This window comes from Streptomyces sp. NPDC000410 (genome assembly GCF_040300305.1).
Taxonomy (GTDB): Bacteria; Actinomycetota; Actinomycetes; order Streptomycetales; family Streptomycetaceae; genus Streptomyces.
The window spans coordinates 1-22,017 of sequence record NZ_JBEPDM010000055.1; the positions used below are offsets into that span (position 1 = coordinate 1).

Genomic DNA, 22,017 nt, shown 5'->3' on the forward strand with positions numbered 1-22,017 from the left:
CGGGTCGGTCGCGGACTCGTATGACAACGCGATGGCCGAGGCCCTGAACGGCACCTTCAAGGCCGAGCTCATCGAGATGCAGGGCCCCTGGAAGGACGTCGACCAGGTCGAACGCGCGATCTTCCAGTGGATCACCTGGTACAACGAAGAACGCCTCCACTCCGCACTCGACTACGTACCGCCTGCCGAGTACGAGCAAGCCTTCTGGCAGAGCCAGGAGCAAGTCCCGCAGTCCGCCTGAACCATCAAGATCGGACTCTACGAAACTCGGGGCAGCTCAAACCGTGAGCGTTCCGTCGTGTGCCTCGGTGATGGTCTTGACGATGGCCAGGCCCAGGCCGACGCCTGCCTGGTCGGTGTGGATGCGCTCGGTGCCGCGCTGGAAGGGTTCGGTGAGGGTCGCGACCACCTGTGGCGTGAGCTGCTCTCCGGTGTTCTCGACGGTGAGCACCACGGTCTTGGGACGGACACCGGTGTGGACCCGGACGGTGCCCTGTTCCGGCACGTTGTGGACGATCGCGTTGTGTACAAGGTTCGTGGTGAGCTGCAGCAGGAGCGCGGGCGAACCGCTCGTGGGGGCGATGTCGCCGCTGGTCTCGAGGGCGACGCCGTGCTTTTCCGCGAGCGGGTGGAGCGTTTCGGCCGCTTCCTCTGCGACGAGGGACAGGTCGACGTGTTCTCGGGTGAAGGACCGCTGGTTGGCGCGGCTGAGCAGGAGCAGTGCCTCGGTGAGGTCGATGGCCCGGGTGTTGACGGTGTGCAGGCGCTCGATGATCTCGCCGGTGTCGTGGTAGGGATCGGTGCGGGCCACGTCGAGAAGCGACTTCGAGATCGCCAGCGGGGTGCGCAACTCGTGCGAGGCGTTGGCCGCGAACCTCCGGTGTTCGGCGACGTGTGCTTCGAGCCGTACGAGCATCGCGTCGAAGGCGTCGGCCAGTTCGCGGAACTCGTCCTTGCGGCCGGGCAGCCGGATCCGGTGTGACAGCGATTCCTTCGTGGCCATGCGGGTGGCGTGGGTGATGCGGGTCAGCGGGGCGAGCATGCGGCCCGCGAGGATCCACCCTCCCAGAAGACCGAAAACCAGCAGGAACAGCATGACCGCGGCCGCCCTCGGAGCGAAGACGTCCAGGAGGACGGACCGGATGGGAAAAACACCATCGGGCCTGTCATCGGGGTCGATGAGTATCGCCCGGTCCGGGACGTAACGCAGGAGGAACACCCACACCGCCGCGAGCAGCAGGGCGCCCGCGAGCACGAGGAACCCGGCGTAGCTGAGGGTGAGTTTGAGGCGAACGCTCAAGCCGGGCTGCCTATCCACGGTCACCACCCCCGTGCCCGGTGCCGGGTGCTGTGTCGATGCGGTAGCCGACGCCCGGCACGGTAGCGATGACCCAGGGTTCGCCGAGGCGTTTGCGCAGGGCGGAGACCGTGATGCGCACGGCGTTGGTGAACGGGTCGGCGTTCTCGTCCCACGCGCGCTCCAGGAGCTCTTCGGCGCTGACGACACCGCCTTCGGCTGCGACGAGGACTTCAAGGACCGCGAACTGTTTGCGGGTGAGCGCAATGTAGCGGTCGTCGCGGTAGACCTCGCGGCGGAACGGATCGAGGCGCAGGCCCATGATCTCGCGTACGGGAGGCCGGTTGTGGGCGCGCCGGCGGTCGAGGGCCCTGAGCCTGAGCACGAGTTCCAGGAGTTCGAAGGGTTTCGTGAGGTAGTCGTCGGCGCCGAGTTCGAACCCGGATGCCTTGTCGTCGAGACGGTCGGCGGCGGTGAGCATGAGGACGGGCGTGCCACTGCCGGAGGCGACGATGCGTTTGGCGATCTCGTCGCCGGAAGGACCGGGGATGTCGCGGTCGAGGACGGCGATGTCGTAGGTGTTGATGCTGAGCAGTTCCAGAGCGGTGTCACCGTCTCCGGCGATATCGGCCGCGATCGCTTCCAGGCGCAGGCCATCGCGGATCGCTTCGGCCAGATAGGGCTCGTCCTCGACAATCAAGACACGCATGCATCAAGGCTACGAGCCGGCGCGTATCGTCCGCGTATCGAAAATCGCATACATGCTGGCAACACCCGGTTGTTTTCACTCGCGGTATGTCTCGAGCCCAGCCCTCAGTACGAACAACGACCAAGTTCCGCGCGAACGCGATCTCCGCCGGGGTGGCGTTGGGCTGCTGGTCGCCGGTCGGCCAGTAGGAGCTCATCGTCTCCCACAGCTTGCGCCCATACAGCGACAGGCCACTCGCCTGCTCGTGATCGAGCCACCACTGGAACAGCTCGTCGCTCGGCGGTCCGCTCCAGCCGATGTCGTCACCGGCCGCGGCGATGTAGCCGTCCAGGGTCAGGTTCATGCCGTAGATCAGTTTCCGCATGGCCCAGCCTTCCGTCCGTGGGTGTCCGGCGTATGGACCAGCGCGGCGCGGGAAACTCATCGGTGCGCGATCCGGCCTCGCCGGTGGCCCTCGTGCTCGGGGCTCAGCTTGGTGTACTCGGCCGACTCGGACAAGCCGCCTGATCTCGACCTCGCCCACGCGAGGAAATGCCACGGATTTGAGACTGATCACGGGTGACAAGGCCGTGAGACAGCCGAGAACGCCCAGGTCACGCAAGATCGACATGTCACCGGGCACCAAGTACCTGCTGAGCCGGACCTTCCCCCCGAGCCTTGAGCCGGGGCCGGACGACGGCTCCATGGCGACCCGTTGGCACTACGGGTACCACGAGGACCAACTGGAGCGTCAGCCGTTCAACCAGATCGCCGGCAGCGCGGTCCGAGAACTGCAGAACATCATGTCTTCCCCTCTGCTCCGCGGTGGTTTCAGCCCGCGGGTCGGTGACCACGTGCGGTTGCAGTCCATCGCCGTGATCAGCAGAGAGCTCGGCGCCATGCCACGAATGCGCTGCCTTCATCCGAACGAGGCCCTGTGAAGGGACCTACGACACGCGACACCTCAAGGCGAGCCCACCGGTCCCGGAGGCCGAGATGTGCTGACCAAGGATGTGCCACGGCTCGTGAGACTGTGCGGCGTGCATCGCCGTGAGACAGCTGGAAAGCCGCTGGTCAGAAGCTCGGCCTGTGCCACGGGCCGCGAGAACCTCCACCTCACCTCCAGAGATGCGGGAACCCGCCTGGCCGCGGGAGATGCAGCGGGACTACTGGGCCACGAAGGAGTGACACGGGACGGCTCGCGAACTCCCGGTACCCCGGTACATCCGCGTCCGGGCGACGGCAAAGGCCCCCGTCGTCCGGACGCATGAAGGCGTCCGGACGACGGGGGCCCGAGGGATCGAACCGGGCGTCAGGGCGCCATCAGCGAGATCTCGAACGGCTTGGCCTGCGGGGCCGATTCGGTGCCGTCGGCGGCCACGGCGGTGACCACGTAGTAGTAGTAGTACGCCCGCGCCAGACCGGGGTCCGTGTACGTCAGTGCCGTCACGCCCGAAGCGATGCGGCGCTCAGGGGTGAAGACGTCCGAACCGGACGTGGACCGGTAGACGTTGTACGAGACGGTGGCACCCTGGTCGCACGCTCCCACCTCCCAGTCGAGCCGGACGGAGTCCGCGCCCCTGCCGCCCCCGGTGATCCGGGGAGTGGCCGGTGCGGTCATGACCGGGCAGGCGATGGTGACCTCGGCCACCGGCGAGAAGTCGGACCACATGCTGCGCTTGCTGACGGCGCGCACCACGTAGCGCCACGTCTTGCCGGCGGGCACGTTCTCGTTCGTGAACGTCGTCCCGGTGATGAGCGGGGAGACCGCGTAGGCCGACGCGGGGTCCGAAGAGTTGGTGCGGTAGACGTAGTAGCCGGCCACATCGGCCGACGTGCTCGCGGTCCACTCCACCTTGACGTTGCCGTTCTCGGCCGTCGCGGTCACCGAGGCGGGCGCGGCCGGCTTCTCGTTCACCGGCAGGCGCTTGCCGTAGACGGTGCCGTAGCCGGGCTCGGGCATGCGCGAGACGTTGCCGGCCGCGTCGACTGCGCGGACGGTGTAGCCGAACTGCACGTCCACCGGGACGCCGGCGTCCAGGTACGTGACGTCCCGCACCACGGCGATCTGCTCCCACGCGCCGAACATCGCCTTGCGCATGACGAGGTAGTGATCCGTGTCGTCGGTGTTGGCCGTCCAGGAGAGGTGCACGCCATCGGTGCCGTCCCACGCGTCCAGGCCGTACGGCATGTGCGGCGGGGTGACGTCGCCGGTGCGGGTGGCCGAGGCCGTCGCTGACGGGTCCGACTCCGTGCCGTGCGTCGCGACCGTCCTGACCTGGTAGTGGCGCACCTGCCCGACGGGCGCCGTGAAGTCGTCGTAGGCGGGGCCGGTGACCGGGGTTTCGGTCAGCCGGGTCCACGGGCCGGTGGCCGACTCGGCGGCGTAGACGTGGAACCGGTGGGCCGCGTCCCCGTCGTACTTCCAGCCGACGGTGTTGCGGTCGACCCAGCCGTTGGCGGAGACGTTCGCCGGCGCCAGGGGCTTGGGCTTGGGCAGCTCGGGCACGTCGAGCTGGACGGGCGCGGAGTACGGGGAAGCGTTGCCCGCGCTGTCCAGGGCCCGCACCCGGTAGTGGTAGGTCGTGCCCGCGGCGGCGTTGAAGTCCGTCAGAACGGTGCTCTGCGTGGGCAAGTCGAAGGAGGAGAACGGCCCCTCGGGCGCGAGGGACCGCTGCACCTCATACGAGCTCGCCCCGCTCACCGGCGACCAGGAGAGCCGGGCGCCGGACCCGTCGTACGTGGCGGTGAGTCCGGCGGGGGCGGCGGGGGCCGTCCTGTCGGCGCTGACGACGCGCGTCACGGCGGTCAACGGGGAGAGGTTGCCGGAGCGGTCGACGGCGCGCAGGGCGTACTCGTAGGTGGCGCCGGTGGCCGGAGGTGCGTCGGTGAAGGTGCTGCCGGTGATCGGAGTGGTGTTGCGCTGGCTCCAGACGCCGGTGCTGCCGGTGCGGCGGTAGAGACGGTAACCGGCCAGGTCCAGCTCGTAGTTGCGGGACCAGGTCAGGCTCGTCTTCAGGGTGGCTGCCGCGTAGCCGGCCTTCAGTCCGACCGGGGTCAGCGGGGCGGTCTTGTCGTAGGCCGCGCCGATGACGGGCTTGTGGGAGAAGGCGATGTTGGCGGGGCCGGTGTAGGCGGCGAAGTCCACGCGCAGGGTGTGGACCCCGCGCGGGATGGTGAGGCGGACGGTCTTCTTCTGGTCCCGGGAAACGTTGCGCCACAGGTCGATCTTGCGGGAGCCGTCGAGGTAGACGCGGACGCCGTCCTGGGCGGCGACGGTGAGGTCGAAGGGGCCGCCGGAACCGAAGTTGCGGGTCATGCTCCAGCGGACGCCGAAGTTGTCCCGCGGCAGGGTGACGCCTGCGGGGTCACCCTGGCCGTAGTTCTCGGCGATGGAGGTATCGCAGACGGTGGCCTTCGGGGTGCCCGTGAAGGTGGTGTTGGCGTAGTACTGGGCCTTCCACACGCCGGCCGAGCAGGTCACAGCCGCCTGCGCGGTGGTGGGAAAGGCGAGTCCGGTGAGGGCGGTGGCCAGGGAGAGCACGGCCGCACCGGCGGTTCGGCGCGCCGCGCCGAGGGATCTTCGCATCTGCTGAAGGTCACACTTTCGATCGGAAGACGGGTACAAGGCGGGTACGCGCGCCGGCCTCACGCTGATCGTGCCATTCGTAAGATCGCACGCGATAGGGAGTTTGTGCGGAATCACATCAACCACTTCTCCACTGTCGGGAGTTGGGTCGGCTGACGGTGTGCCATATGCCCGCGACAGAAGCTGCGAGCCGGTCCGAGCTGTCACCAGCACGGCAGCCCCGCCGTGAGCATCCTCGATCCCCGTGCGGCTGGCGCCGTGCAGCGATCCCCGTGCGGCTGGGGCCGTGCAGCCTCTCAGCGGCCGCCCCCCGGCCGCCGTTCGGGCCTCTGCCCCAATGGCCCCGGTCCCGGCGGCCCCTCCCCGCTCCCCCGCCCCCCGTCGAGCGTCACGCGGCCGGAGGCGGCGAGGAGGGTGAGCAGGACGAGGGCGGCCGGCAGCGGCCTGATCTCTCCGATGGCCTTGGTCACGATGCACCGGTCGACGTCGAACAACTCGGCCAGGGCCGCGTGGGTGAGGTCCAGCCGCGGGTGCGCGAGGGTGACCAGGACCCGGTCCACGAAGACCAGCCCGTGCCGGCGGCCGGCACCTGCGGCCCGAAGGCGTTCACCGTGGCATCGCTCATACAGTCGGCTCTCGCGTTGAGCTGACCAAGGACCGGCCAACTCCTCGATCAAGTTGCCGAGATGTGCACGCTACAGGCCCGTGAAGGCAGAATGAGACAGAGCCGTACGGGCCCATCGAGACGACACACCCAATGAACCCTACGGCCCTGTTCACGTTACGGCCCGACGCCTCGCTGATCGCATGCAACCGACGACGAGTTGGACATCGCCACTGTGACAGTCCTGAAGATCAGGTCGAGTCGGGTAGCCCCTCAGTCCTCGGGGTCGCGCAGGCCGACGCAGTCAAAGGCCCAAAAGGCCTCTGAGTAGACGAAGGTGCCCGTCATCCACGGCTCGTGAGCGGACAACCGGGCGACCTGAAACGCGGCTTCAGGGATCCGCAGCGACGGCGAACGGAAGCCCACCGCGCCGGCACTCTCGAAGCCGCGCGCGCCGTAGTAGCGCGGCGAACCCTCCAGGAACACCAACGGCACACCCTGGCTGTCGGCCGCCTCGAGGGCGTGGGCGATGAGCCGCGTACCGATGCCCTGACGCTGGAACTCCGGAACCACGCCCAGCGGTGACAGCGACAGGACGTCCACGATCCGGCGCGGAGCGTCCAACCGCGTCGCGCTCAGCAGGACATGCCCGACGACCCGGTCATCGACGACAGCGACAAAGGACATCGGCGCCAATGCGGCCTGCGCAACGCGAAGTGCCTCCACGAGCCCGGGAACCCGATCGCTGTCACCGAAGGCGCGCGAATGAACCTCGCGCACATCTCGGTGATCGTCAGCGGTCTCTTGCCGGATCACCAGCCCGGCACCACCGGGAGCGATCCGGGAGCCTTCAGGCGCATCGTGTGACGTCATGGCCGCGAGGATAGATCGCCGGTCCGCACATGCGTGAGGCAATTGCGCACCAGGTCGTAAGGGCTGATGTGGTGAACTCACGTTGATCTGCCACAGCCGCTGTGGTGGTGAGGACTTCGTCGGGGGCCGGTGAGGTCATCCCCCGCTGCGACCAGCACTGGGCGGCTCGCCGAGCAGCGAGCCCAAGAAGCGTGTTCCAGCGCGTCCGGCTCGGACCAAGGCAGTCGCAACGTGTGTGACGAAGCGGTTGAGCTGCTGGTTCGCCGCATTGCCGGTCACCGGGACGCCGGCCGCATTGTGTTCGCCGTTGTTCGCCGTTGAAGGAAGGCTTGGACCTTCCGGCACGGTAGGGCCCTGTTGCTGCCCGCTGTCCCACCGGATCTCCCACCCGGCGAGCGGCCGGTCGACCCGTCGCCACCCGTCGGCGTACCGCGCCGGGGCCGCGAACGCCGAGCCGGGAGGGCGACGTGGGCACGTACCTGAAGGTGCGTACTTGATCAAGGACCGGCGACCGGGAAGTCTTGTCGAGGCGCGCCAAGCCCGTCGTCCGATACCGCCCCTGTCCTCATGGCCAGGTGGTCCCGACCCCATGCGGAGAGCAGTTCCAGCAGTTCGTAGAGCCGACGGCCCCGCTCGGTCAGCGAGTACTCGACCCGGGGCGGCACCTCGTCGTAGTCCTCCCGGTGCACGATCCCGTCGGCCTGGAGCTCCCGGAGCTGCTGGGTCAGCACCTTCTCACTGATGCCGGTGACCAGCCGCCTGGTCTCCCCGAAGCGGCGCGGACGCTCGGAGAGCGCCCACATGACGAACGACTTCCACTTGCCCTCGAACACCCCGACGGCCACACCCATCCCGCATGTGTGCGGATCGGTCACCGTCACGACCTCGGAGTTCCCCATGTCTGCTTCCCCTGTCACCGTTCTCGGCCTGGGCCCGATGGGCCGGGCCCTGGCCTCCGCGTTCCTGGCCGCGGGCCATTCCGCAACCGTCTGGAACCGTACTCCGGGCAGGGCCGACGGCCTGGTGGAGAACGGCGCCGTCGAGGCCGGGACCGCCGCGGAGGCGATCGCGGCGAGCGACCTCGTGGTGATCTGCGTGCTGGACCACGAAGCCGTCCGTGCCGTCATCGCCCCGCACGCCGACGTGCTCAAGGGCCGCACCCTGGTCAACCTCACCGCCGGCACCCCCGACGACGCCCGCGCCACCGCCGAGTGGGCCGACGCGCACGGCATCGGCTATCTCGACGGCGCGATCATGGTTCCGACGTACCTCGTCGGCGGCCCGTCCACCCTGGTCCTCCACAGCGGCCCGGCCGACCTGTACGAACGCCACCGGGACACCCTCAGGGCCATCGGCGGCACCTGTGTGCACCTGGGCACGGACCCGGGCCGTGCGGGGGCGCACGACGTCGCGCTGCTCGGCATCTTCTGGACGGCACTGACCGGCGTCGTCCACGCCTTCGCCCTCGCCAGATCCGAGGGCGTCACCGCATCCGACCTGGCCCCCTACGCCAAGGGCGTCGCCGCGCTCCTGCCCGACGTGATCGACGCGTTCGCCGAGCAGGTCGACACCGGCAGCTACCCCGCCGGGGGCTCCAACCTCCGCTCGGCGGCGGCGATCATGTCCCATGTCCTCGAGGCCTCACGCAGCCGGGGCGTCGACAGTACGGTGATCTCCGCCGCCCATGAGATCGCCCGCCGGGGCATGGTGGCCGGTTACGCGGACGACTCCTACGCCCACGTCGCCGAACTCCTCCGCGGCTGAACCCGCCTCTCAGCCAGGACGGAGCGACGTCGCTGGTCTGGTACTCCAGCAGGAGGTCCGGGCCGCGGCCGACCGGCTCGAAGCCGCGATCGACAACGGCGAGTTCACCCTGGACGAGCAGCCGGCCGAACTCCTCAAGGGCGAGTAAGCCATGCCGCGGCGCCAGGAGGCCCGGCGGAGCAACCGAACACCTCACCCCGATCATCTGGCGACGGCGAGACGGAAGCGAGGCGCCGCTTACGTGTCGGCAGGCCTCACCGGAGCCAGGGGCTCCGGTGAGGCCTGCTGATGGCCGAGCGGGTCAGTGGTAGGCGTGGACCACGGCGTGCCCCTTGCCGCGGCCGATCATCCACTTGTTCACCGGGGTGGTGATCACGAAGGCGACGGCGAAGCCGCCGAGGAGCGCGTACCAGAACAGGCCCTCGTTCAGGTGGGCCTCCATCGCGCCGGGGGTGAGGGCAATGATGACGTTGTCGACCAGCTCCATGACGGCGATCGAGACGGTGTCGGCGGCCAGGGCGACCTTGATCGCAGCCTTCCAGCTCAGGCCGGACTTGCGGACGGCGTAGAGGGTGAAGGAGTAGCCGAAGAGGAACGCCAGCGCGATGGCCAGGACCATGGTAGGGGCGTTGTGCCAGGCCAGGGCCGTGCCGATCACCATGCCGAGGATCTCGCCGATGGCGCATCCGGTCAGGCAGTGAAGCGTTGCCTTCGCCGCCGTCGACCAGGTTGCTCCTGCGCCGGCGCGACCGTGAACGGCGTGGTGCGCATGCGCCGCGTCGTGCGCGTGCCCTGCGTGGTCGTGCGCGGACGCTTCCGTGTGGTGAGCGGAGTGGTCCATTTCTCTCGCCTCTTCCTCGCCTCAGTCAGTGTGGGTCCCCGTGGCCCCACACCTCAAACCTGTATACCCCTATGGGTATACGGTGAGGGGTTTTCCGTCTGTTGATCGACGTGACGCTCGCGGCCCGTCGGCATGAGCTGAGCGCGGACAGCGTGAACGGCCGGCCGGCGCCGGGTCGCAAGGCGCGCGCGAAGCCCGGCCGCGGAACCGGGCTGTCCGCCAGGTCTCAGCCGGAGTTGCGCAGGCCCGTCAGCGTGATCTGGACGAGTCGCCGGACGGCTGCTTCGGTGGGCAGGCTGCCGGCCGCGGAGAGGGCGTGCAGGCAGTAGGTGGCGAGCTCGCCCGGGTCGGTGTCCGAGCGAAGGTCGCCGCTGGATGCCGTCTCGGCGATCAGGTCGCGGACCAGGCCGTGAAGGTGCTCGTGCGCGTGGGCGAGGCGGGATCCGTGGTGGAGGTGAGCGGCGATGTCGGCGTCGTGACCGGCGCGGGAGGAGGTCATGAACGCGTACGCGGTCAGTACGGCCTCCAGTCGCGCAGCCGGGTCGGCCGCCTGGTCCCGCACTTCCGTGAGCTGGTGAAGGTGGTGGCCGACCTGGCGTTCGTGCCAGGCACCCAGGATCGCCTCCACGTCGGGGAAGTACTTGTAGAGGGTCGCCCTTCCGACGCCCGCCCGCTCGGCGATCTGGGACATCGTCACGGCTCTCAGCCCGTGTTCGGCGACGAGGGCGGCGGTGGCGTCGAGGATCGCCTCGCGCACCTCGCGGCGGTGCGTCTCGATCGTCTCGCTCCACAGCTTCGGCATTCGCCCAGTATACGAAGCGACGCCCTCGATACACTCCGCTCAGTTCAGAGACACAGTGTCTCGTAAAATAGGAATGTGTCCGTCCGGATTCTGGGGCGGCAGGGCTGAGGAGGAGCGTCATGGGCGGAACAGCCGACAGCGGGGGAGCGGCTTTGGCATGCCGCGCTGGGTGAAGATCTGCGGGATAGCCGAGATGCTGCTGATCGTGGTGGTGCTGCTGATCCGCGGCGAGCACAGCCCCGGCCGGCACCTGCACGGCGCGGCTCCGCGCACGGTGGCCGGTGTCGCCGTCGCGAATGCAGGGCACTTCTGGGGGGTCGGGCGCTGATGGCCGCCTCGGCGCGGGTACGGAAGGTGGCCCTGGTCGTCCACGTCGGGGCGAGCGTCGGGTGGCTGGGCGCGGTCTTCTGCTTCCTCGCCCTGGCCCTGGTGGGCGTCACGGGTTCTGATCCGGGCGCGGTACGCGGGGTGTATCTGGTGATGGAGCCGCTTGCGTGGTTCACGCTGGTGCCGCTGGCGTTCGCATCGCTGGTCACCGGCCTGGTGCAGTCGTGGGTGACGCCCTGGGGCTTGCTGCGGCACTACTGGGTGCTGTTCAAGCTCGGTATCACCGTGGTCTGCACCGGGGTGCTGCTGCTGTACACGCGTACCTTCGAGACGATGGCGCAAGCGGCAGCGTCCGATCTCCCGATCGAGTCCGTGCGCAATGCCTCGCCCGTGCTCCACGCACTGCTGGCCCTGCTCGCCCTCGCGGCCGCGACGGTGCTGTCGGTGTTCAAGCCGAAAGGCGTCACCCGCCGCGGACAGCGCGTGCCTCGGCAAGGGTGACGAAAGGCGAAGATGCTTCCTCAGGTCCGGCGAGGTGATCCCTCGCGGGGGGCAGCAGCCCACGTAACCGAACGGCGGCACCCCGCTGACCGTGGACGGCGCCTTCGGACCCCGTACAGAGAGCTGGGTCGTCGGCTTCCAGGACGTGAGGGGACCGCGCGTGGACGGCATCGTCGGACCCCGGACCTGGTCCCCCCTTCGGTCGGTCCGAACACCCCCTCGCCACCGGAGAATCCAGGTCTTTCCACGTCGGCGCCAGCGCTGTCCGTCCTGGCGCCGAAGGCGAAGACGGCTGTGCGGCCGGCGGTTGTCCGCCGGCCGCACACTCCTGCCTGTTGGGTTGTCAGTGCTTTTCGACGAGTCGGCCGGAGGTCTCCGTCCGGCCGGCCGCCGCGGCGAGCTGAGGCGCTTCCTGCGCGGCGGGCTTGCCGCGCATCAGGGCGAGGGTGGCCAGCGCGCCTGCGGCGGCGATGGCCGCGGCGGCGAGGAAGGCGGCGCTGAATCCGTCGGTCAGGGCGGGCAGGTCACCAAGGGCGCCCGCTCCCTGGCTGGTGGCCAGGGCGGTCAGGGCCGCGAGGCCGAGGGCGGAGCCGACCTGGTAGGTGGTGTTGACGATGCCGGAGGCCAGGCCCGCCTGCTCCTGCGGGGCTCCCGCCATGGCGGCCATGAGGGTGGGGATGTAGGCCAGGGCCATACCGAGGGCCGCGACCAGGGACGCGGGCAGGACGTCGATGAGGAAGGTGCCGGTCGGGCGGGCCGCCGACAGCCACACCAGCCCCGCGGCCAGGACGAGCAGGCCGCCGGTGATGAGCGGCTTGGGACCGAACCGGCCCAGCAGGCGGGCGGTGAGGGTGGTCATCAGGAGCATCAGCAGGCCGGTCATCGGCAGCAGGGCCGCGCCCGAGGCGAAGGCGCCGTAGCCGAGGACCTGCTGAAGGTAGAGGTTGAGGAAGTACCACATCGGGATCCACGCCGCCCCGAGCAGAGCCATCGCCAGGTTCGAGACACCCAGGCCCGGAGTGCGCCAGATGCCCAGCGGCATGAGCGGCGCCTTCGAGACCCGCTGGATCAGCAGGAACACGGCCAGCAGCGCCACGCCGGCGGCGAGCTCGATCAGGGTCTCGGCCGAGGCCCAGCCGGTTTCGGGGGCACGGACGACGGCGAAGACGGTCAGCGCGAGGCCGGCGGTCACCGCCGCGGCACCGAGGACGTCGACCCCGCCGCCCCGGCGGGCGGCGACGGACGGAAGCAGGCCGGTGGCCAGCAGGGTGGCGATGCCGATGGGCACGTAGATGATGAACACCCACGGCCAGCTCGCCCACTCGGTGAACACCCCGCCGAGGAAGACACCGGCCGTACCGCCGGCCGGTGCGGCGGCGCCGTAGAGCGCGAGGGCCTTGCCGAGCTCCTTGGGCTCGTGCCCGAAGAGCATCATCAGCAGCGTCATGGAGGCGGGTGCGATGAGCGCGCCGCCCACGCCCTGCACCGCACGCCCGGCGACCTCCACCCAGGCGGTGCCCGCCGCCGCGGCGACGACCGAGCCGGCGATCAGAACGCTCCAGCCGGCCACGAAGACCTTGCGTGCTCCCAGCAGGTCGGAGAGGCGGCCGCCCAGAAGGAGCAGTCCGCCGAAGGCGATGACGTAGGCGTTGAACACCCACTGCAGATCCCCCTGGGAGAAGCCCAGGTCGCGCTGCATCTCAGGCAGCGCCACGCCGATGATCGACGTGTCCATGATCACCATGAACTGCGCTGCGGCGAGCACCCCGAGCGCCCACCAGCGGCGCGGATTTACGGAAGACATGACCACTCCCACGAGGAGATTCCCATACCCCCTAGGGGTATCTGTCGATGGCGTGAACCATATACCCCCCAGGGGTATTTCCTCAAGGGGTGGGAACTTTGGCTCGGCCTCGCCGCGGCGCGAAGGCCGCTGACTATGCGCGTATGGCCCGGCAGGCGAAGCGTGCGGTGAAGCCCTCGGGCTGCACTCCTTGCTGCTGGTCCTGGCCGTATCGGCCGGTCTCATGGCCATGCGCTGACCATCCGTTTCCGCATACCCGCGCTCACGGCCGCTGCCGCGGCCGGCGCCCTGCTGCTGAGCGCGTGCGCGATCAACGGCCCCCCACCTGCGCAGACCAAGGCCGGCGATCCCGACACCGACCCCGACCCCGACCCCGGCACCGGGCACCGGGCACCGGCACGGCCTGGGCGTGGACCCGGCCGACGGCTCCCTCTACGCAGCCGGACACCTCGGCGTCTTCCGCCTCACCCTGGTGGCGCCGTACGGATCGCCGACCGCTGTCAGGACACGATGGGCTTCACCGTCACCGGCCCACGTACCTTCCTCGCCGGCAGCCACCCTTTCCCCACCGATCCGACCGCGACCTCGCCGCGTCCGGGCCTGATCCGTAGGACTGATGCCGGACAGACCTGGACCACCGTCTCCGCCGCCGGCCAGGCCGACTTCCACTCCCTGCAGCAGGCCGGCCAGATCCTGTACGGCCTCGACAGCCGGACCTCCCAGGCCTGGGCCAACAGCGACGCCGGCGCCACCTGGGAGCGGCGCGCGAAGGTCCCCGCCGACGACCTCGCCGCCCACGCCGGGACGCCGCAGGAGGTGTGGGCGACCACCGGGGAGGGGCTGCTGCACAGCACCGCCGGGGGCGCGACGTTGCAGCCGGTCCCCGGCGCACCTCCAGCCGGTCCCCGGCGCACCGGCCCTGGCCGCCGACACCGACGACGCCGTCTACGAGTCCAAGGACGGTGGCCGCACCTGGGCGACCGTGGACCAGCCAGGCCACACCCGCACCGGGCACTGACCCCGCCCCATGGCCTGTTTCAAGATCACCGATCGGGGTGAAGCCCCCAGAGCCCGCCCCGCAGGCCGCCACGAGGGCGGGGCTGGGATCGCCGCGTGATCCCGGCCCGGCCCCGCACTCCGGCGCTGCGGACCCGCATCCTCGCGGGCCCGCGGTGCGTGCTGCTGGTGGCCCTGCTGGTGTGCGGTTTCCCCTACTCGCACGGCGTCAGCCTCGACGGCGTCAGCGGTCACACCGACACGGCCGTCGGCCTCCACGCCACGGCAGCCCGACGCGGCGGTCACTGGCAGCACCGCGGACGACCACCGCGGCAAGGACCACGACGAGGGCCATGGCGCGGCTCACTCGGCCGAGGAGTGCTCCACCAGCCAGCCGCAGCAGCCGCCGACGCTCGCCGCTCCCGCCGAGCACGCCGTGATGCGTGTCCTGCCCGCGGTGCAGCGACCCCGGGCCCGTACCCGGACTCTGCGCCTGCCCTCGGCGGCTCACGTCCGCCGGGAACGACAACGACAGCGATCCTGCGCATCCCGTGGCTCAGCTCGGATAGTTGGCCGTGCGAATGGCTCCGCATGACCGTTCGGCCTGCAGCGCCGGTCGATGTGCGGCATGGCGATGAGAAGGTCGATATCCGCGCAGGCGAAAGTGGTTTGCCGACTCGGATGGCATGTGGGTAGCTTCGCCATCTGTGACCCCGACTCTGCGCACCGAGCGGCTACTCCTGGAGCCGTACGTTCCCGAGGACGAAGAGGACTTCGTCGCTCTGTTCCAGGACACCAGGGTGTCGCAGTGGATGGGTGACGGCCCTGCTTCCGAAGCAGCGGACCGGGCCCTGTTCGGGCGGATCTTCACGAAGGTCTATGCCCAGGACCTGTTCGATGTCTGGGCCGTTCGTCGCGACGGACTCCTGGTCGGACATGCCGAGATCAAGCCGACCGACGTCGTCGGAGGCCACGAGATCATCTACGCTCTGGCGCCGACGGCCTGGGGGTCGGGCCTGGGGACCGAGCTGGCACAGTCGATCGTCGCCCATGGCTTCGACACCCTCGGATTGACCAAGGTGTATGCCACCGTGGCCGCACGCAACGAGGCTTCACTGACTCTGCTGGGCAGAATTGGTTTCGAGCATGTCCGGGACATCAAGGAGGATGACGGCAGCACCACCCGCGTGTTGGCCCGCCGTTCGACTGCGACCGACCAGTCGCCCCCCGCCCGATAGCGGCGGGCACAGCTCTGCCTTTGAACCTCCTGGAGGTGGCCGGTCAGGCAGCACGGGTCGGATACCGGGTCCAGGTCCGGATGGGTGAGTCCGGGGCGAAGGTGGTCTTCGGCTCGGCACGAGCATTGCGCGCCCTCGCCGCAGAACAGAACCCCCCAGGAGACGGTCCCGACCCGCCCAAACACAGCCTTCTGCAACACGCTTTACAGTAGGCCGTGTCGCGAAAGTGGATCGTCTGTCAGACCTGCCTGGGATGCTCCGAGCATGGAGATGACAGTGCAGCTGACGATCGACTGCTCCGATCCGCAGAGAATGGTGACTTTCTGGGCCGAGGCCCTGGACTACGTGCCTGAGCCTCCGCCGGGCGGGCACGCCACGTGGCGTGCCTACTGGGCAGCGGTGGGGGTGCCCGAGGCAGAGTTGCCGGCCGGTGCCGGGGATATTCCGGAGTCGATCACCGATCCCGCGGGACGTGGACCGAGGGTGTGGTTCCAGCAGGTTCCGGAGCCGAAGGTCGCCAAGAACCGGTGGCACTTCGACCTGAAGGTCGGTGGGGGCCGTGACGTCCCACTGGACGTCCGCGCACAGCGGGTCAAGGCTACGGTGGAACGGCTGGTCAAAGCTGGTGCCACCGTGCTGCGGATCAAGGATGAGCCGGACACGGGGCTCTACGCCGCCGCCATGCAGGACCCCGAGGGCAATGAATTCGACGTCGCCTGAGGGCCGTTGCGACGGTGCTGGTCACAGCCCCTCGTTCACGGCTTCGACCAGCACCGACGCCTCGTAGCGGACGGAGAGCCTGTCGTACCTCGGGCCGGACACGTGGTCGGCCCGACCGATGCGGGGGCCTTGCGGAAAATTACGAAACCGCATGTCAGGGGCTTGCCTCAGTCCGCCTCAGGAACGCCTCCCGTGGGATTCGGGAACGCCCGCGACATCGTCGCAGGGTCAGAGCGGCTACACAGGGCAACTGATCCATACGCCATCGCCGCGCCTCAGCGCAGGTGCCAGAAGGCCCCAGCTGAGCAGGATCCGCCCTCCCCTGGAGCGGCAGCGCTGTGAGCGCCGGCTGGGTGCGCAGATGGGTTCCCCGATCGATGCGGTGCCCGTAGAAGCGGCTACGGTGGCGGTGCACCGGATTACTCGGGGAGGGTGACGCGGATGGCGGCCAGCAATAGGTACGGCGCTCTGTGCGCCGCAGAGTTGTGCGCGACCTATGTGCCGCCCGGTGGCGGCATTCTGGTCCGTGGCGAAAACGGCTGGCTTACCTATTGCCCCGACGACGACCCGGCCCTTGGCCCCCGCAGATACTCGGCCAACCCCGATGAACGCGACCACGAGCCGATGGTCGCCTTCCTTCTTGCTCGCCTCGACGAGGAGGAGGCCACTGCCGGTGCCGCGGGTATCACCCACTGGCGGCACTGGCCGGCCCGTAGCCAGAAAGTCGTCGACGACCATGACGAGCTGGTTGTCACCTGTCCACTGCGGGATGTTGCCGATCAGATCGCCACCTGGGGACCGATGTCGGTCGTGGCGAACGTCGAAGCCCGCCGTATGGTGCTGGACTTGTACGAACAGGCCGCATTCGGCCCCGCACGCGACGCCTTCCGTCAGGCGGTACAGGCCCTGGTGATGGCCTACCGCGATCATGTGGACTACGACATCTCCTGGACTCTGCGCCAGCAGCTGTAGTCCCCGCGCTTCCGAGTCAGGTGGACCGTACAGTCGGGCAAGTGCGCTACGGACAGAAGGCATTGCTGCCAAGCCCCGGAACGTTCGCTGACGAAGAGGCTCTCGCCGCCTTCGTTCTCGGCAAGTCGGACCAGTGGTTCCACATCGAGGAGCAGGTGCCGGGACGCTACTGGACCGGCGAGGAAACCCGAATAGACGCCGTGCTGAAGCCGCGCGATGCGGGCGGCTGGCACGATGCCACCCCGGCCTTCGGCATCGAGTTCAAGAATCCGACTCCGGACACAAGCACCGGCGAACGCTACGGCTGGGTCGCTCAGGCCGTCGGATACACCCACTGCCAATGGCAGGGGTACGACAGGCTCGGCATCTTCCTCTGCCCGTCCCCGCTGAGCTGGCTCCTGTCTCGCGCCGATGAGGTCGCCACCGCCCGTCATCGACGGATCAACCCTGAAGCACTTGAGGAGGAACGTCACCGAGTACGTGAGTACGGACGCCGCTTCGGCAAGGAGCACACCGACGCGTACGTCGACCGTGAGGCACTGCTCGAGCACCGGCGCCGCCTCGCTGAGCTGACCTACGAGAAGTTCACCGCTCGCGCCGACGGGCACGCGAACGCGGACGAACGAGCACGCGAGCATGACCTGCGGATGGCCAAGGAGCTGCCCCATCTCCTCGGGCAGCTCAGTGTCGGCGAACTCATGCCCTACGAGGACAGCGGTTGGACACCGACGCGGTCCGGGGTGCGGCTGTGGAGCGAGCGCGAGGGCGTGGCCAAGGTCCCGTACATGCTGCGTCCCCGCATCGGTTCGCAGCGAGACAGACACTGAAGCCAGCCGGGTCATGACCCTACCGATCCACGAAGTGGGTCAGTCTCACGAACGCCTTCGGCATGGACGCTCACGACTGCTTACGGACGGACGTTCCGCTTGCCACGAGAGCCGCGGCTCCCGCAAAGCCGGCAAGCACGGCGAACAGTTCCGGGTACCCGCCCAGCGGCGGGGCGAGCAGGGCTGAGGCGAACGGGGCGAGAGCCGAGGCGATCATGGCGGGGGCGCTGAGGAGCCCGGAGAGTCTGCCGTAGTGGGTGGTCCCCCAGCGGTCGGTGATGGCGGTGGCCTGGAGGAGGGTGAGGTTGCCGCGGACCATGCCGGCGGCGACGGACACGGCTATAAGGAGGCCGTAGGGGCCGGGGGTGATCGCGAGAACTACGGTGGTCAGGGCTCCGAGGGCGACGAGGACCACGGTGCGGGTGGTCGTGCCGGTGTGGCGGGCGAGGGACGCGTAGAGGGTCCGACCGAGGGTCTGGCCCGCGCCGCCGAGGCCGAGGGCCCAGGCGGCCTGGCTGGTGGTGTAGCCGCGTTCGAGGAGGAGGGGGACGAGGGCCACAACTACGGCATACATGGCGAACGCCGAGAGCGTGAGCGCGAGGGCGAGCAGCAGGAACGGCCTGCTGCGGACGACAGCTCGGGGTGTTCCGTCGGTGTGCGTCGGCGCGGGTGGGGCTGGGGGCCAGGGGGCTCGCAGGGCGAGTGCGTGGGCGGGGATGGTGACGGCGGCGAGGATCGCGGCGAGTACGAGGTAGGTGGTGCGCCAGGTCAGGTGGTCGGCGAGGGCTGCGGTGAGTGGGGCGAAGACGGTGGAGGCGAGGCCGCCGGCGAGGGTGACGATGGTGAGGGCGCGGACGTGGTCAGGTGCCCACCAGCGGGTGATCGCGGCGAAGGCGGGCTGGTAGAAGGTGGCGGCCATGGCGAGTCCGGCCAGGAGCCAGCCGCAGAAGAACACGGGCAGATTCGGGGCCGCGGCCACGATCACCAGGCTGAGGACGCCTATGGCGGAGCCTGCCGTCATGACTGTGCGGGGGCCGCGGTGGTCGATGATCCGGCCGACGCGGATTCCGGCGAGGCCGGAGACGATCAGGGCGAGCGAGAACGCCGCCATCGTGATGCCTGTGGACCAGCCGGTGTCGGCGGTGATCTGCGGGTTGAGGACGGGGAAGGCGTAGTAGACGATTCCCCAGCTGGTGATCTGGGTGGCGCACAGCGCGGGCAGCACGGCGCGGGGCCTCGACCGGTCCCCTGTTCCGGCCGGGGCCTCGCGGGTGTGGAGTTCTGTCATCGCGGGATCAGCAGCATCCGCCTGCGGTGACCGGTTCGCGCGCATCGGTCTCGGCGCTGGCCGGGGTGGTGCAGCACGTGCTGTTGTTCTGCTTGGTCAGGGTGTCGGCGTCGGCTTTGACGACGTACACCTCCCAGGGTTCGCGGCCGGGGCCGTGGACCCACACCTTGTCCTGGAGGGCGTAGCAACAGCTGGTGTCGTTCTCCTCTGCCGTCGCCAGGCCCTCCTCGCTGAGCCGGGTGGTGGCGGCGTGGACGGCCTCGGTGCTGTCGACTTCGACGCCGAGGTGGTCCATGCGGGTGTCCTCGCCCTCGTCGCCTTCGATGAGGACGAGCTTGAGCGGGGGTTCGGCGATGGCGAAGTTGGCGTAGCCGTCACGGAGTTTGGCCGGTTCGGTGCCGAACAGCTTGGTGTAGAAGGCGACGGACTCCGCCAGGTCCGGGACACGCAGGGCGAGCTGTACGCGGGACATCACGTTCCTCCTGGGTAGTTGGGTGGGTCGGGTCAGCAGCCGCCAGAGGCTACCGGGGCGCCGACGCCGATCTGGAGGGTGGCGGGGGCCGCGCAGCAGCCGCCGCCGTCCGAGGCCGCATCGGCTTCGGGCTGGTCGAAGAGGCCGGCGCCGCCGCAGACCCCGGTCTCCGGGAGGACGAGTTCGACGCGCTCGGCGGACTCGCGGTCGCCGGCGATCGCGGCGACGACGGAGCGGACCTGCTCGTATCCGGTGAGGGCGAGGAAGGTCGGGGCGCGGCCGTAGGACTTCATGCCGACCAGGTAGACGCCCTCCTCCGGGTGGGAGAGCTCGTTCACGCCGTGCGGGTAGACGGTGCCGCAGGAGTGCTGGTTGGGGTCGATCAGCGGGGCCAGCCCGACCGGGGCCTGGAGCCGCTCGTCGAGGCCGAGGCGGAGTTCGTCGAGGAAGGACAGGTCGGGGCGGAAGCCGGTCAGGACGATGACCTCGTCGACCGGGGCAAGGCGGCGGCCGTCCTCGGCCACGAGCACGAGCTGCTCGCCGCCGCGCTCGATCGCCTGGGTACGGAAGCCGGTGACGGCGTCCGCGTGGCCCTCGTCGACGGCGGCCTTGGCGGCGAGGCCGAGGGCTCCGCGGGCGGGGAGCTGGTCGGCGGTCCCGCCGCCGAAGGTCGATCCGGAGATGCCGCGGCGCAGGATCCAGGTCGTGTGCGTGCCGTTGCCGTCCTCGGACTTGGCGAGGTCGGCGAGGGAGGCGAGGGAGGTGAAGGCGGAGGCGCCGGAGCCGATGACGGCGGTGCGCTTCCCCGCGTAACGGGCCCTGGTCGCGGGGTCCTTGAGGTCGGGGACGCGGTAGGAGATCCGGTCGGCCGCCGCGCGCTCGCCGAGCGCCGGAAGGCCGTCGCCACCCGCCGGGCTCGGAACGGCCCACGTGCCGGAGGCATCGATGACGGCACGGGCCGGAATCCGCCCCTCGCGCCCATCGGCGTACGCGACGTAGACGGTGAACGGCTGCGTCTCGCGGTCGGCGTCGACGATCCGGTCCCGGCCCGCGCGGGAGACGCCGGTGACACGGGCCCCGAGCCGGACCTTGTCACCGAGGACGTCGGCGAGCGGCTGCAAGTACTGCTCCGCCCAGTCGCCGCCCGTCGGGTACGTGGACGCCTCCGGCTTCACCCAACCGGTCGGGGCGAGGAGCTTCTCGGCAGCCGGGTCGGTGACCTCGCCCCAGGTGGAGAAGAGCCGCACGTGCGCCCACTCGCGCACCGCCGTACCCGCCCGAGCACCGGCCTCCAGGACCAGCGGCTCCATGCCGCGGTCGACGAGGTGGGCGGCGGCGGCCAGACCGGCGGGGCCGGCCCCGACGACCACGACGGGCAGCTGCTCGGTGGCGGTGGCGTTCATGCGAATCCCCTTGTGTTTCGACGTTCGTCGATCTCTTGCGTCTTCAGCATGGCACTTGTATCGATAGACGTCAACATAGACATTCATCGAAACGGAGTGGTTGTTCATGGAGCACGTCGATGTCGCCGTCATCGGGGGTGGCCAGTCCGGCCCGGCGGCGGCGCACAGCCTGCTGCGAGAGGGCCTCACGCCCGTCGCTCTCGAGGCTTCCGAACAGGCAGCGGGGTCGTGGCCGCGGCACTACGACTCCCTCACCCTGTTCTCTCCGCGCAGTACGGCTCTCTGCCGGGACTGCCGTTCGCAGGCGACCCGGAGCGCCATCCGCACCGGGACGAGGTGGTTGCCCACCTGCTCCGGTACGCCGAGCGCCTGGACGCCGACGTCCGCACCCGCCGGCGCATGGCCGGGGTACGTACGGCCGGGGAGGGGTTCGAGCTCGATCTCGCGGACGGGCAGCGGCTCGGCGCCGCCTCGCACACGTCGGACCGGAATGGCAGCGCAGCCTGTCGTCCGCGTCGCTGCGGGGCGTCGGCCGCGACGCACAGCGCATCGCCCGGCGGCTGACTCAAGCCCTGCGCCGCTCATAAGCCACTGGGCGCCTAGTTCGACGTGTGTCAACATAGACATATGTCGAATGTGAAGGCGTTGCCGCTGCTGGAGCCCGCCGTCGAGCCCTGCTGCCCGCCGCTGACCGAGCGGCCGCTGACGGCCGAGGAGGCGGAGCGGACCGCGGTCATGTTCAAGGCACTGGGCGACCCGGTCCGGTTGAGGCTCTTCTCGGCCGTCGCGTCGCACGAGGGTGGTGAGGCGTGCGTCTGCGACATCTCCGACGTGGGCGTCTCCCAGCCCACGGTCTCCCACCACCTGAAGAAGTTGAAGGAGGCCGGGCTGCTCTCCTCCGAGCGGCGCGGCACCTGGGTCTACTACCGCGTCGAACCCGCGGTCCTGGCGGCCATGGGCGCGCTCCTCACCAAGGCCGCCGCCGCGTGACCGCTGCCACCGTCCTGGTGG

At 69.6% G+C, this 22,017-nt stretch carries 25 protein-coding genes and 2 pseudogenes; 13 read left to right on the top strand and 14 right to left on the bottom strand.

From position 1 onward, the window contains the following. Positions 1–241 (top strand): integrase core domain-containing protein (locus ABT342_RS32605; protein WP_351581814.1); only part of this gene is annotated, 241 nt, incomplete at its 5' end. A gap of 36 nt (positions 242–277) precedes the next feature. On the opposite strand, the gene ABT342_RS32610 is transcribed toward ABT342_RS32605, so the two are convergent. The 3 genes and pseudogenes from ABT342_RS32610 to ABT342_RS32620 all read right to left on the bottom strand — a co-directional run. Beyond that, positions 278–1,318, bottom strand: a complete 1,041-nt coding sequence (locus ABT342_RS32610) for a sensor histidine kinase (RefSeq protein ID WP_502965654.1) — start codon at positions 1,316–1,318, stop codon at positions 278–280. Next, positions 1,311–2,006: a response regulator transcription factor gene (locus ABT342_RS32615; RefSeq protein WP_351581818.1), complete on the bottom strand. Its 696-nt coding sequence runs from the start codon at positions 2,004–2,006 to the stop codon at positions 1,311–1,313. Before ABT342_RS32615 ends, ABT342_RS32610 begins: the two co-directional genes overlap by 8 nt. Positions 2,007–2,082: 76 nt before the next feature. Beyond that, a pseudogene (locus tag ABT342_RS32620) lies at positions 2,083–2,370 on the bottom strand (dihydrofolate reductase family protein); the annotation flags it as partial. Between the two features lie 205 nt (positions 2,371–2,575). Between ABT342_RS32620 and ABT342_RS32625 the strand changes: the two are divergent. Then, positions 2,576–2,926 carry a hypothetical protein gene (locus ABT342_RS32625; protein WP_351581819.1) on the top strand — a complete coding sequence of 117 codons (351 nt, stop codon included), beginning with the start codon at positions 2,576–2,578 and terminating at the stop codon, positions 2,924–2,926. Positions 2,927–3,297: 371 nt separating this feature from the next. Here ABT342_RS32625 and ABT342_RS32630 read toward each other — a convergent pair whose 3' ends face one another. The 4 genes from ABT342_RS32630 to ABT342_RS32645 all read right to left on the bottom strand — a co-directional run bounded on the left by ABT342_RS32630 (position 3,298) and on the right by ABT342_RS32645 (position 7,950). Next, positions 3,298–5,574 (bottom strand): fibronectin type III domain-containing protein, encoded by a 2,277-nt coding sequence (locus ABT342_RS32630; RefSeq protein WP_351581820.1) that lies wholly within the window; start codon positions 5,572–5,574, stop codon positions 3,298–3,300. A 296-nt stretch (positions 5,575–5,870) separates the two neighbouring features. Then, positions 5,871–6,134: a hypothetical protein gene (locus tag ABT342_RS32635; protein ID WP_351581822.1), complete on the bottom strand. Its 264-nt coding sequence runs from the start codon at positions 6,132–6,134 to the stop codon at positions 5,871–5,873. 317 nt (positions 6,135–6,451) lie between these two features. After that, entirely contained in the window at positions 6,452–6,994 is a 543-nt protein-coding gene (locus tag ABT342_RS32640) for a GNAT family N-acetyltransferase (RefSeq protein WP_351581890.1), read from the bottom strand. Positions 6,995–7,548: 554 nt separating this feature from the next. After that, positions 7,549–7,950 carry a winged helix-turn-helix transcriptional regulator gene (locus tag ABT342_RS32645; protein ID WP_351581823.1) on the bottom strand — a complete coding sequence of 134 codons (402 nt, stop codon included), beginning with the start codon at positions 7,948–7,950 and terminating at the stop codon, positions 7,549–7,551. On the opposite strand from ABT342_RS32645, the gene ABT342_RS32650 reads away from it, so the two are divergent. Beyond that, complete coding sequence (locus ABT342_RS32650; RefSeq protein ID WP_351581825.1) at positions 7,949–8,815, top strand: NAD(P)-dependent oxidoreductase; 867 nt, start codon at positions 7,949–7,951, stop codon at positions 8,813–8,815. The genes ABT342_RS32645 and ABT342_RS32650 overlap by 2 nt on opposite strands. Then, positions 8,736–8,963 carry a DUF6192 family protein gene (locus ABT342_RS38310; RefSeq protein WP_502965655.1) on the top strand — a complete coding sequence of 76 codons (228 nt, stop codon included), beginning with the start codon at positions 8,736–8,738 and terminating at the stop codon, positions 8,961–8,963. The genes ABT342_RS32650 and ABT342_RS38310 overlap by 80 nt, the downstream gene beginning before the upstream one ends. Positions 8,964–9,116: 153 nt before the next feature. Here ABT342_RS38310 and ABT342_RS32655 read toward each other — a convergent pair whose 3' ends face one another. Both ABT342_RS32655 and ABT342_RS32660 read right to left on the bottom strand, forming a co-directional pair. Continuing rightward, positions 9,117–9,656 carry a DUF4396 domain-containing protein gene (locus ABT342_RS32655; RefSeq protein ID WP_351581827.1) on the bottom strand — a complete coding sequence of 180 codons (540 nt, stop codon included), beginning with the start codon at positions 9,654–9,656 and terminating at the stop codon, positions 9,117–9,119. 226 nt (positions 9,657–9,882) lie between these two features. Then, complete coding sequence (locus ABT342_RS32660) at positions 9,883–10,458, bottom strand: TetR/AcrR family transcriptional regulator (protein WP_351581829.1); 576 nt, start codon at positions 10,456–10,458, stop codon at positions 9,883–9,885. A 157-nt stretch (positions 10,459–10,615) separates the two neighbouring features. Between ABT342_RS32660 and ABT342_RS32665 the strand changes: the two genes are divergently transcribed. From ABT342_RS32665 to ABT342_RS32675, 3 genes and pseudogenes are all read left to right on the top strand, one after another. Then, positions 10,616–10,786 (top strand): hypothetical protein, encoded by a 171-nt coding sequence (locus ABT342_RS32665; protein WP_351581831.1) that lies wholly within the window; start codon positions 10,616–10,618, stop codon positions 10,784–10,786. After that, entirely contained in the window at positions 10,786–11,286 is a 501-nt protein-coding gene (locus ABT342_RS32670; protein WP_351581834.1) for a hypothetical protein, read from the top strand. Before ABT342_RS32665 ends, ABT342_RS32670 begins: the two co-directional genes overlap by 1 nt. Before the next feature lie 91 nt (positions 11,287–11,377). After that, positions 11,378–11,467, top strand: a pseudogene (locus ABT342_RS32675) (peptidoglycan-binding domain-containing protein); the annotation flags it as partial. Positions 11,468–11,629: 162 nt separating this feature from the next. On the opposite strand, the gene ABT342_RS32680 reads toward ABT342_RS32675, so the two are convergent. Then, positions 11,630–13,090 (bottom strand): MFS transporter, encoded by a 1,461-nt coding sequence (locus ABT342_RS32680; protein ID WP_351581836.1) that lies wholly within the window; start codon positions 13,088–13,090, stop codon positions 11,630–11,632. 510 nt (positions 13,091–13,600) lie between these two features. Here ABT342_RS32680 and ABT342_RS32685 point away from each other — a divergent pair. From ABT342_RS32685 to ABT342_RS32705, 5 genes are all read left to right on the top strand, one after another. After that, the gene (locus ABT342_RS32685; RefSeq protein WP_351581837.1) at positions 13,601–14,149 is read left to right on the top strand and encodes a beta propeller repeat protein; all 549 of its coding nucleotides are present in this window, start codon (positions 13,601–13,603) and stop codon (positions 14,147–14,149) included. A gap of 644 nt (positions 14,150–14,793) precedes the next feature. Further along, a complete protein-coding gene (locus ABT342_RS32690; protein WP_351581839.1) occupies positions 14,794–15,324 on the top strand; it encodes a GNAT family N-acetyltransferase in 531 nt (176 codons plus the stop codon). 264 nt (positions 15,325–15,588) lie between these two features. Continuing rightward, the gene (locus tag ABT342_RS32695; protein ID WP_351581841.1) at positions 15,589–16,044 is read left to right on the top strand and encodes a VOC family protein; all 456 of its coding nucleotides are present in this window, start codon (positions 15,589–15,591) and stop codon (positions 16,042–16,044) included. A gap of 441 nt (positions 16,045–16,485) precedes the next feature. Next, on the top strand, positions 16,486–17,016 hold the full coding sequence (locus tag ABT342_RS32700; protein ID WP_351581843.1) for a DUF6221 family protein: 531 nt from the start codon (positions 16,486–16,488) through the stop codon (positions 17,014–17,016). Between the two features lie 41 nt (positions 17,017–17,057). Beyond that, complete coding sequence (locus ABT342_RS32705; RefSeq protein ID WP_351581845.1) at positions 17,058–17,843, top strand: hypothetical protein; 786 nt, start codon at positions 17,058–17,060, stop codon at positions 17,841–17,843. A 70-nt stretch (positions 17,844–17,913) separates the two neighbouring features. On the opposite strand, the gene ABT342_RS32710 is transcribed toward ABT342_RS32705, so the two are convergent. The 4 genes from ABT342_RS32710 to ABT342_RS32725 all read right to left on the bottom strand — a co-directional run bounded on the left by ABT342_RS32710 (position 17,914) and on the right by ABT342_RS32725 (position 21,483). Then, entirely contained in the window at positions 17,914–19,131 is a 1,218-nt protein-coding gene (locus tag ABT342_RS32710; RefSeq protein ID WP_351581847.1) for an MFS transporter, read from the bottom strand. 7 nt (positions 19,132–19,138) lie between these two features. Continuing rightward, positions 19,139–19,603 (bottom strand): ArsI/CadI family heavy metal resistance metalloenzyme, encoded by a 465-nt coding sequence (locus ABT342_RS32715; RefSeq protein ID WP_351581849.1) that lies wholly within the window; start codon positions 19,601–19,603, stop codon positions 19,139–19,141. A 32-nt stretch (positions 19,604–19,635) separates the two neighbouring features. Further along, the gene (locus ABT342_RS32720) at positions 19,636–21,006 is read right to left on the bottom strand and encodes an NAD(P)-binding domain-containing protein (RefSeq protein WP_351581851.1); all 1,371 of its coding nucleotides are present in this window, start codon (positions 21,004–21,006) and stop codon (positions 19,636–19,638) included. A gap of 240 nt (positions 21,007–21,246) precedes the next feature. Then, positions 21,247–21,483 (bottom strand): hypothetical protein, encoded by a 237-nt coding sequence (locus ABT342_RS32725; RefSeq protein WP_351581853.1) that lies wholly within the window; start codon positions 21,481–21,483, stop codon positions 21,247–21,249. Positions 21,484–21,633: 150 nt separating this feature from the next. Here ABT342_RS32725 and ABT342_RS32730 point away from each other — a divergent pair, with 150 nt between their 5' ends. Then, on the top strand, positions 21,634–21,996 hold the full coding sequence (locus ABT342_RS32730) for an ArsR/SmtB family transcription factor (RefSeq protein WP_351581855.1): 363 nt from the start codon (positions 21,634–21,636) through the stop codon (positions 21,994–21,996). Positions 21,997–22,017 lie beyond the last annotated feature (21 nt).

What these genes read in the sequence shown, in the direction of transcription:
- ABT342_RS32655 (WP_351581827.1), bottom strand. Translation starts at nt 9,656, where the DNA reads ATGGACCACTCCGCTCACCACACGGAAGCGTCCGCGCACGACCACGCA.
- ABT342_RS32730 (WP_351581855.1), top strand. Translation starts at nt 21,634, where the DNA reads ATGTCGAATGTGAAGGCGTTGCCGCTGCTGGAGCCCGCCGTCGAGCCC.
- ABT342_RS32715 (WP_351581849.1), bottom strand. Translation starts at nt 19,603, where the DNA reads ATGTCCCGCGTACAGCTCGCCCTGCGTGTCCCGGACCTGGCGGAGTCC.
- ABT342_RS32615 (WP_351581818.1), bottom strand. Translation starts at nt 2,006, where the DNA reads ATGCGTGTCTTGATTGTCGAGGACGAGCCCTATCTGGCCGAAGCGATC.
- ABT342_RS32700 (WP_351581843.1), top strand. Translation starts at nt 16,486, where the DNA reads ATGGCGGCCAGCAATAGGTACGGCGCTCTGTGCGCCGCAGAGTTGTGC.
- ABT342_RS32710 (WP_351581847.1), bottom strand. Translation starts at nt 19,131, where the DNA reads ATGACAGAACTCCACACCCGCGAGGCCCCGGCCGGAACAGGGGACCGG.
- ABT342_RS32720 (WP_351581851.1), bottom strand. Translation starts at nt 21,006, where the DNA reads ATGAACGCCACCGCCACCGAGCAGCTGCCCGTCGTGGTCGTCGGGGCC.
- ABT342_RS32665 (WP_351581831.1), top strand. Translation starts at nt 10,616, where the DNA reads ATGCCGCGCTGGGTGAAGATCTGCGGGATAGCCGAGATGCTGCTGATC.
- ABT342_RS32660 (WP_351581829.1), bottom strand. Translation starts at nt 10,458, where the DNA reads ATGCCGAAGCTGTGGAGCGAGACGATCGAGACGCACCGCCGCGAGGTG.
- ABT342_RS32685 (WP_351581837.1), top strand. Translation starts at nt 13,601, where the DNA reads ATGGGCTTCACCGTCACCGGCCCACGTACCTTCCTCGCCGGCAGCCAC.
- ABT342_RS32695 (WP_351581841.1), top strand. Translation starts at nt 15,589, where the DNA reads ATGGAGATGACAGTGCAGCTGACGATCGACTGCTCCGATCCGCAGAGA.
- ABT342_RS32670 (WP_351581834.1), top strand. Translation starts at nt 10,786, where the DNA reads ATGGCCGCCTCGGCGCGGGTACGGAAGGTGGCCCTGGTCGTCCACGTC.
- ABT342_RS32630 (WP_351581820.1), bottom strand. Translation starts at nt 5,574, where the DNA reads ATGCGAAGATCCCTCGGCGCGGCGCGCCGAACCGCCGGTGCGGCCGTG.
- ABT342_RS32680 (WP_351581836.1), bottom strand. Translation starts at nt 13,090, where the DNA reads ATGTCTTCCGTAAATCCGCGCCGCTGGTGGGCGCTCGGGGTGCTCGCC.
- ABT342_RS32650 (WP_351581825.1), top strand. Translation starts at nt 7,949, where the DNA reads ATGTCTGCTTCCCCTGTCACCGTTCTCGGCCTGGGCCCGATGGGCCGG.
- ABT342_RS32645 (WP_351581823.1), bottom strand. Translation starts at nt 7,950, where the DNA reads ATGGGGAACTCCGAGGTCGTGACGGTGACCGATCCGCACACATGCGGG.
- ABT342_RS38310 (WP_502965655.1), top strand. Translation starts at nt 8,736, where the DNA reads ATGAGATCGCCCGCCGGGGCATGGTGGCCGGTTACGCGGACGACTCCT.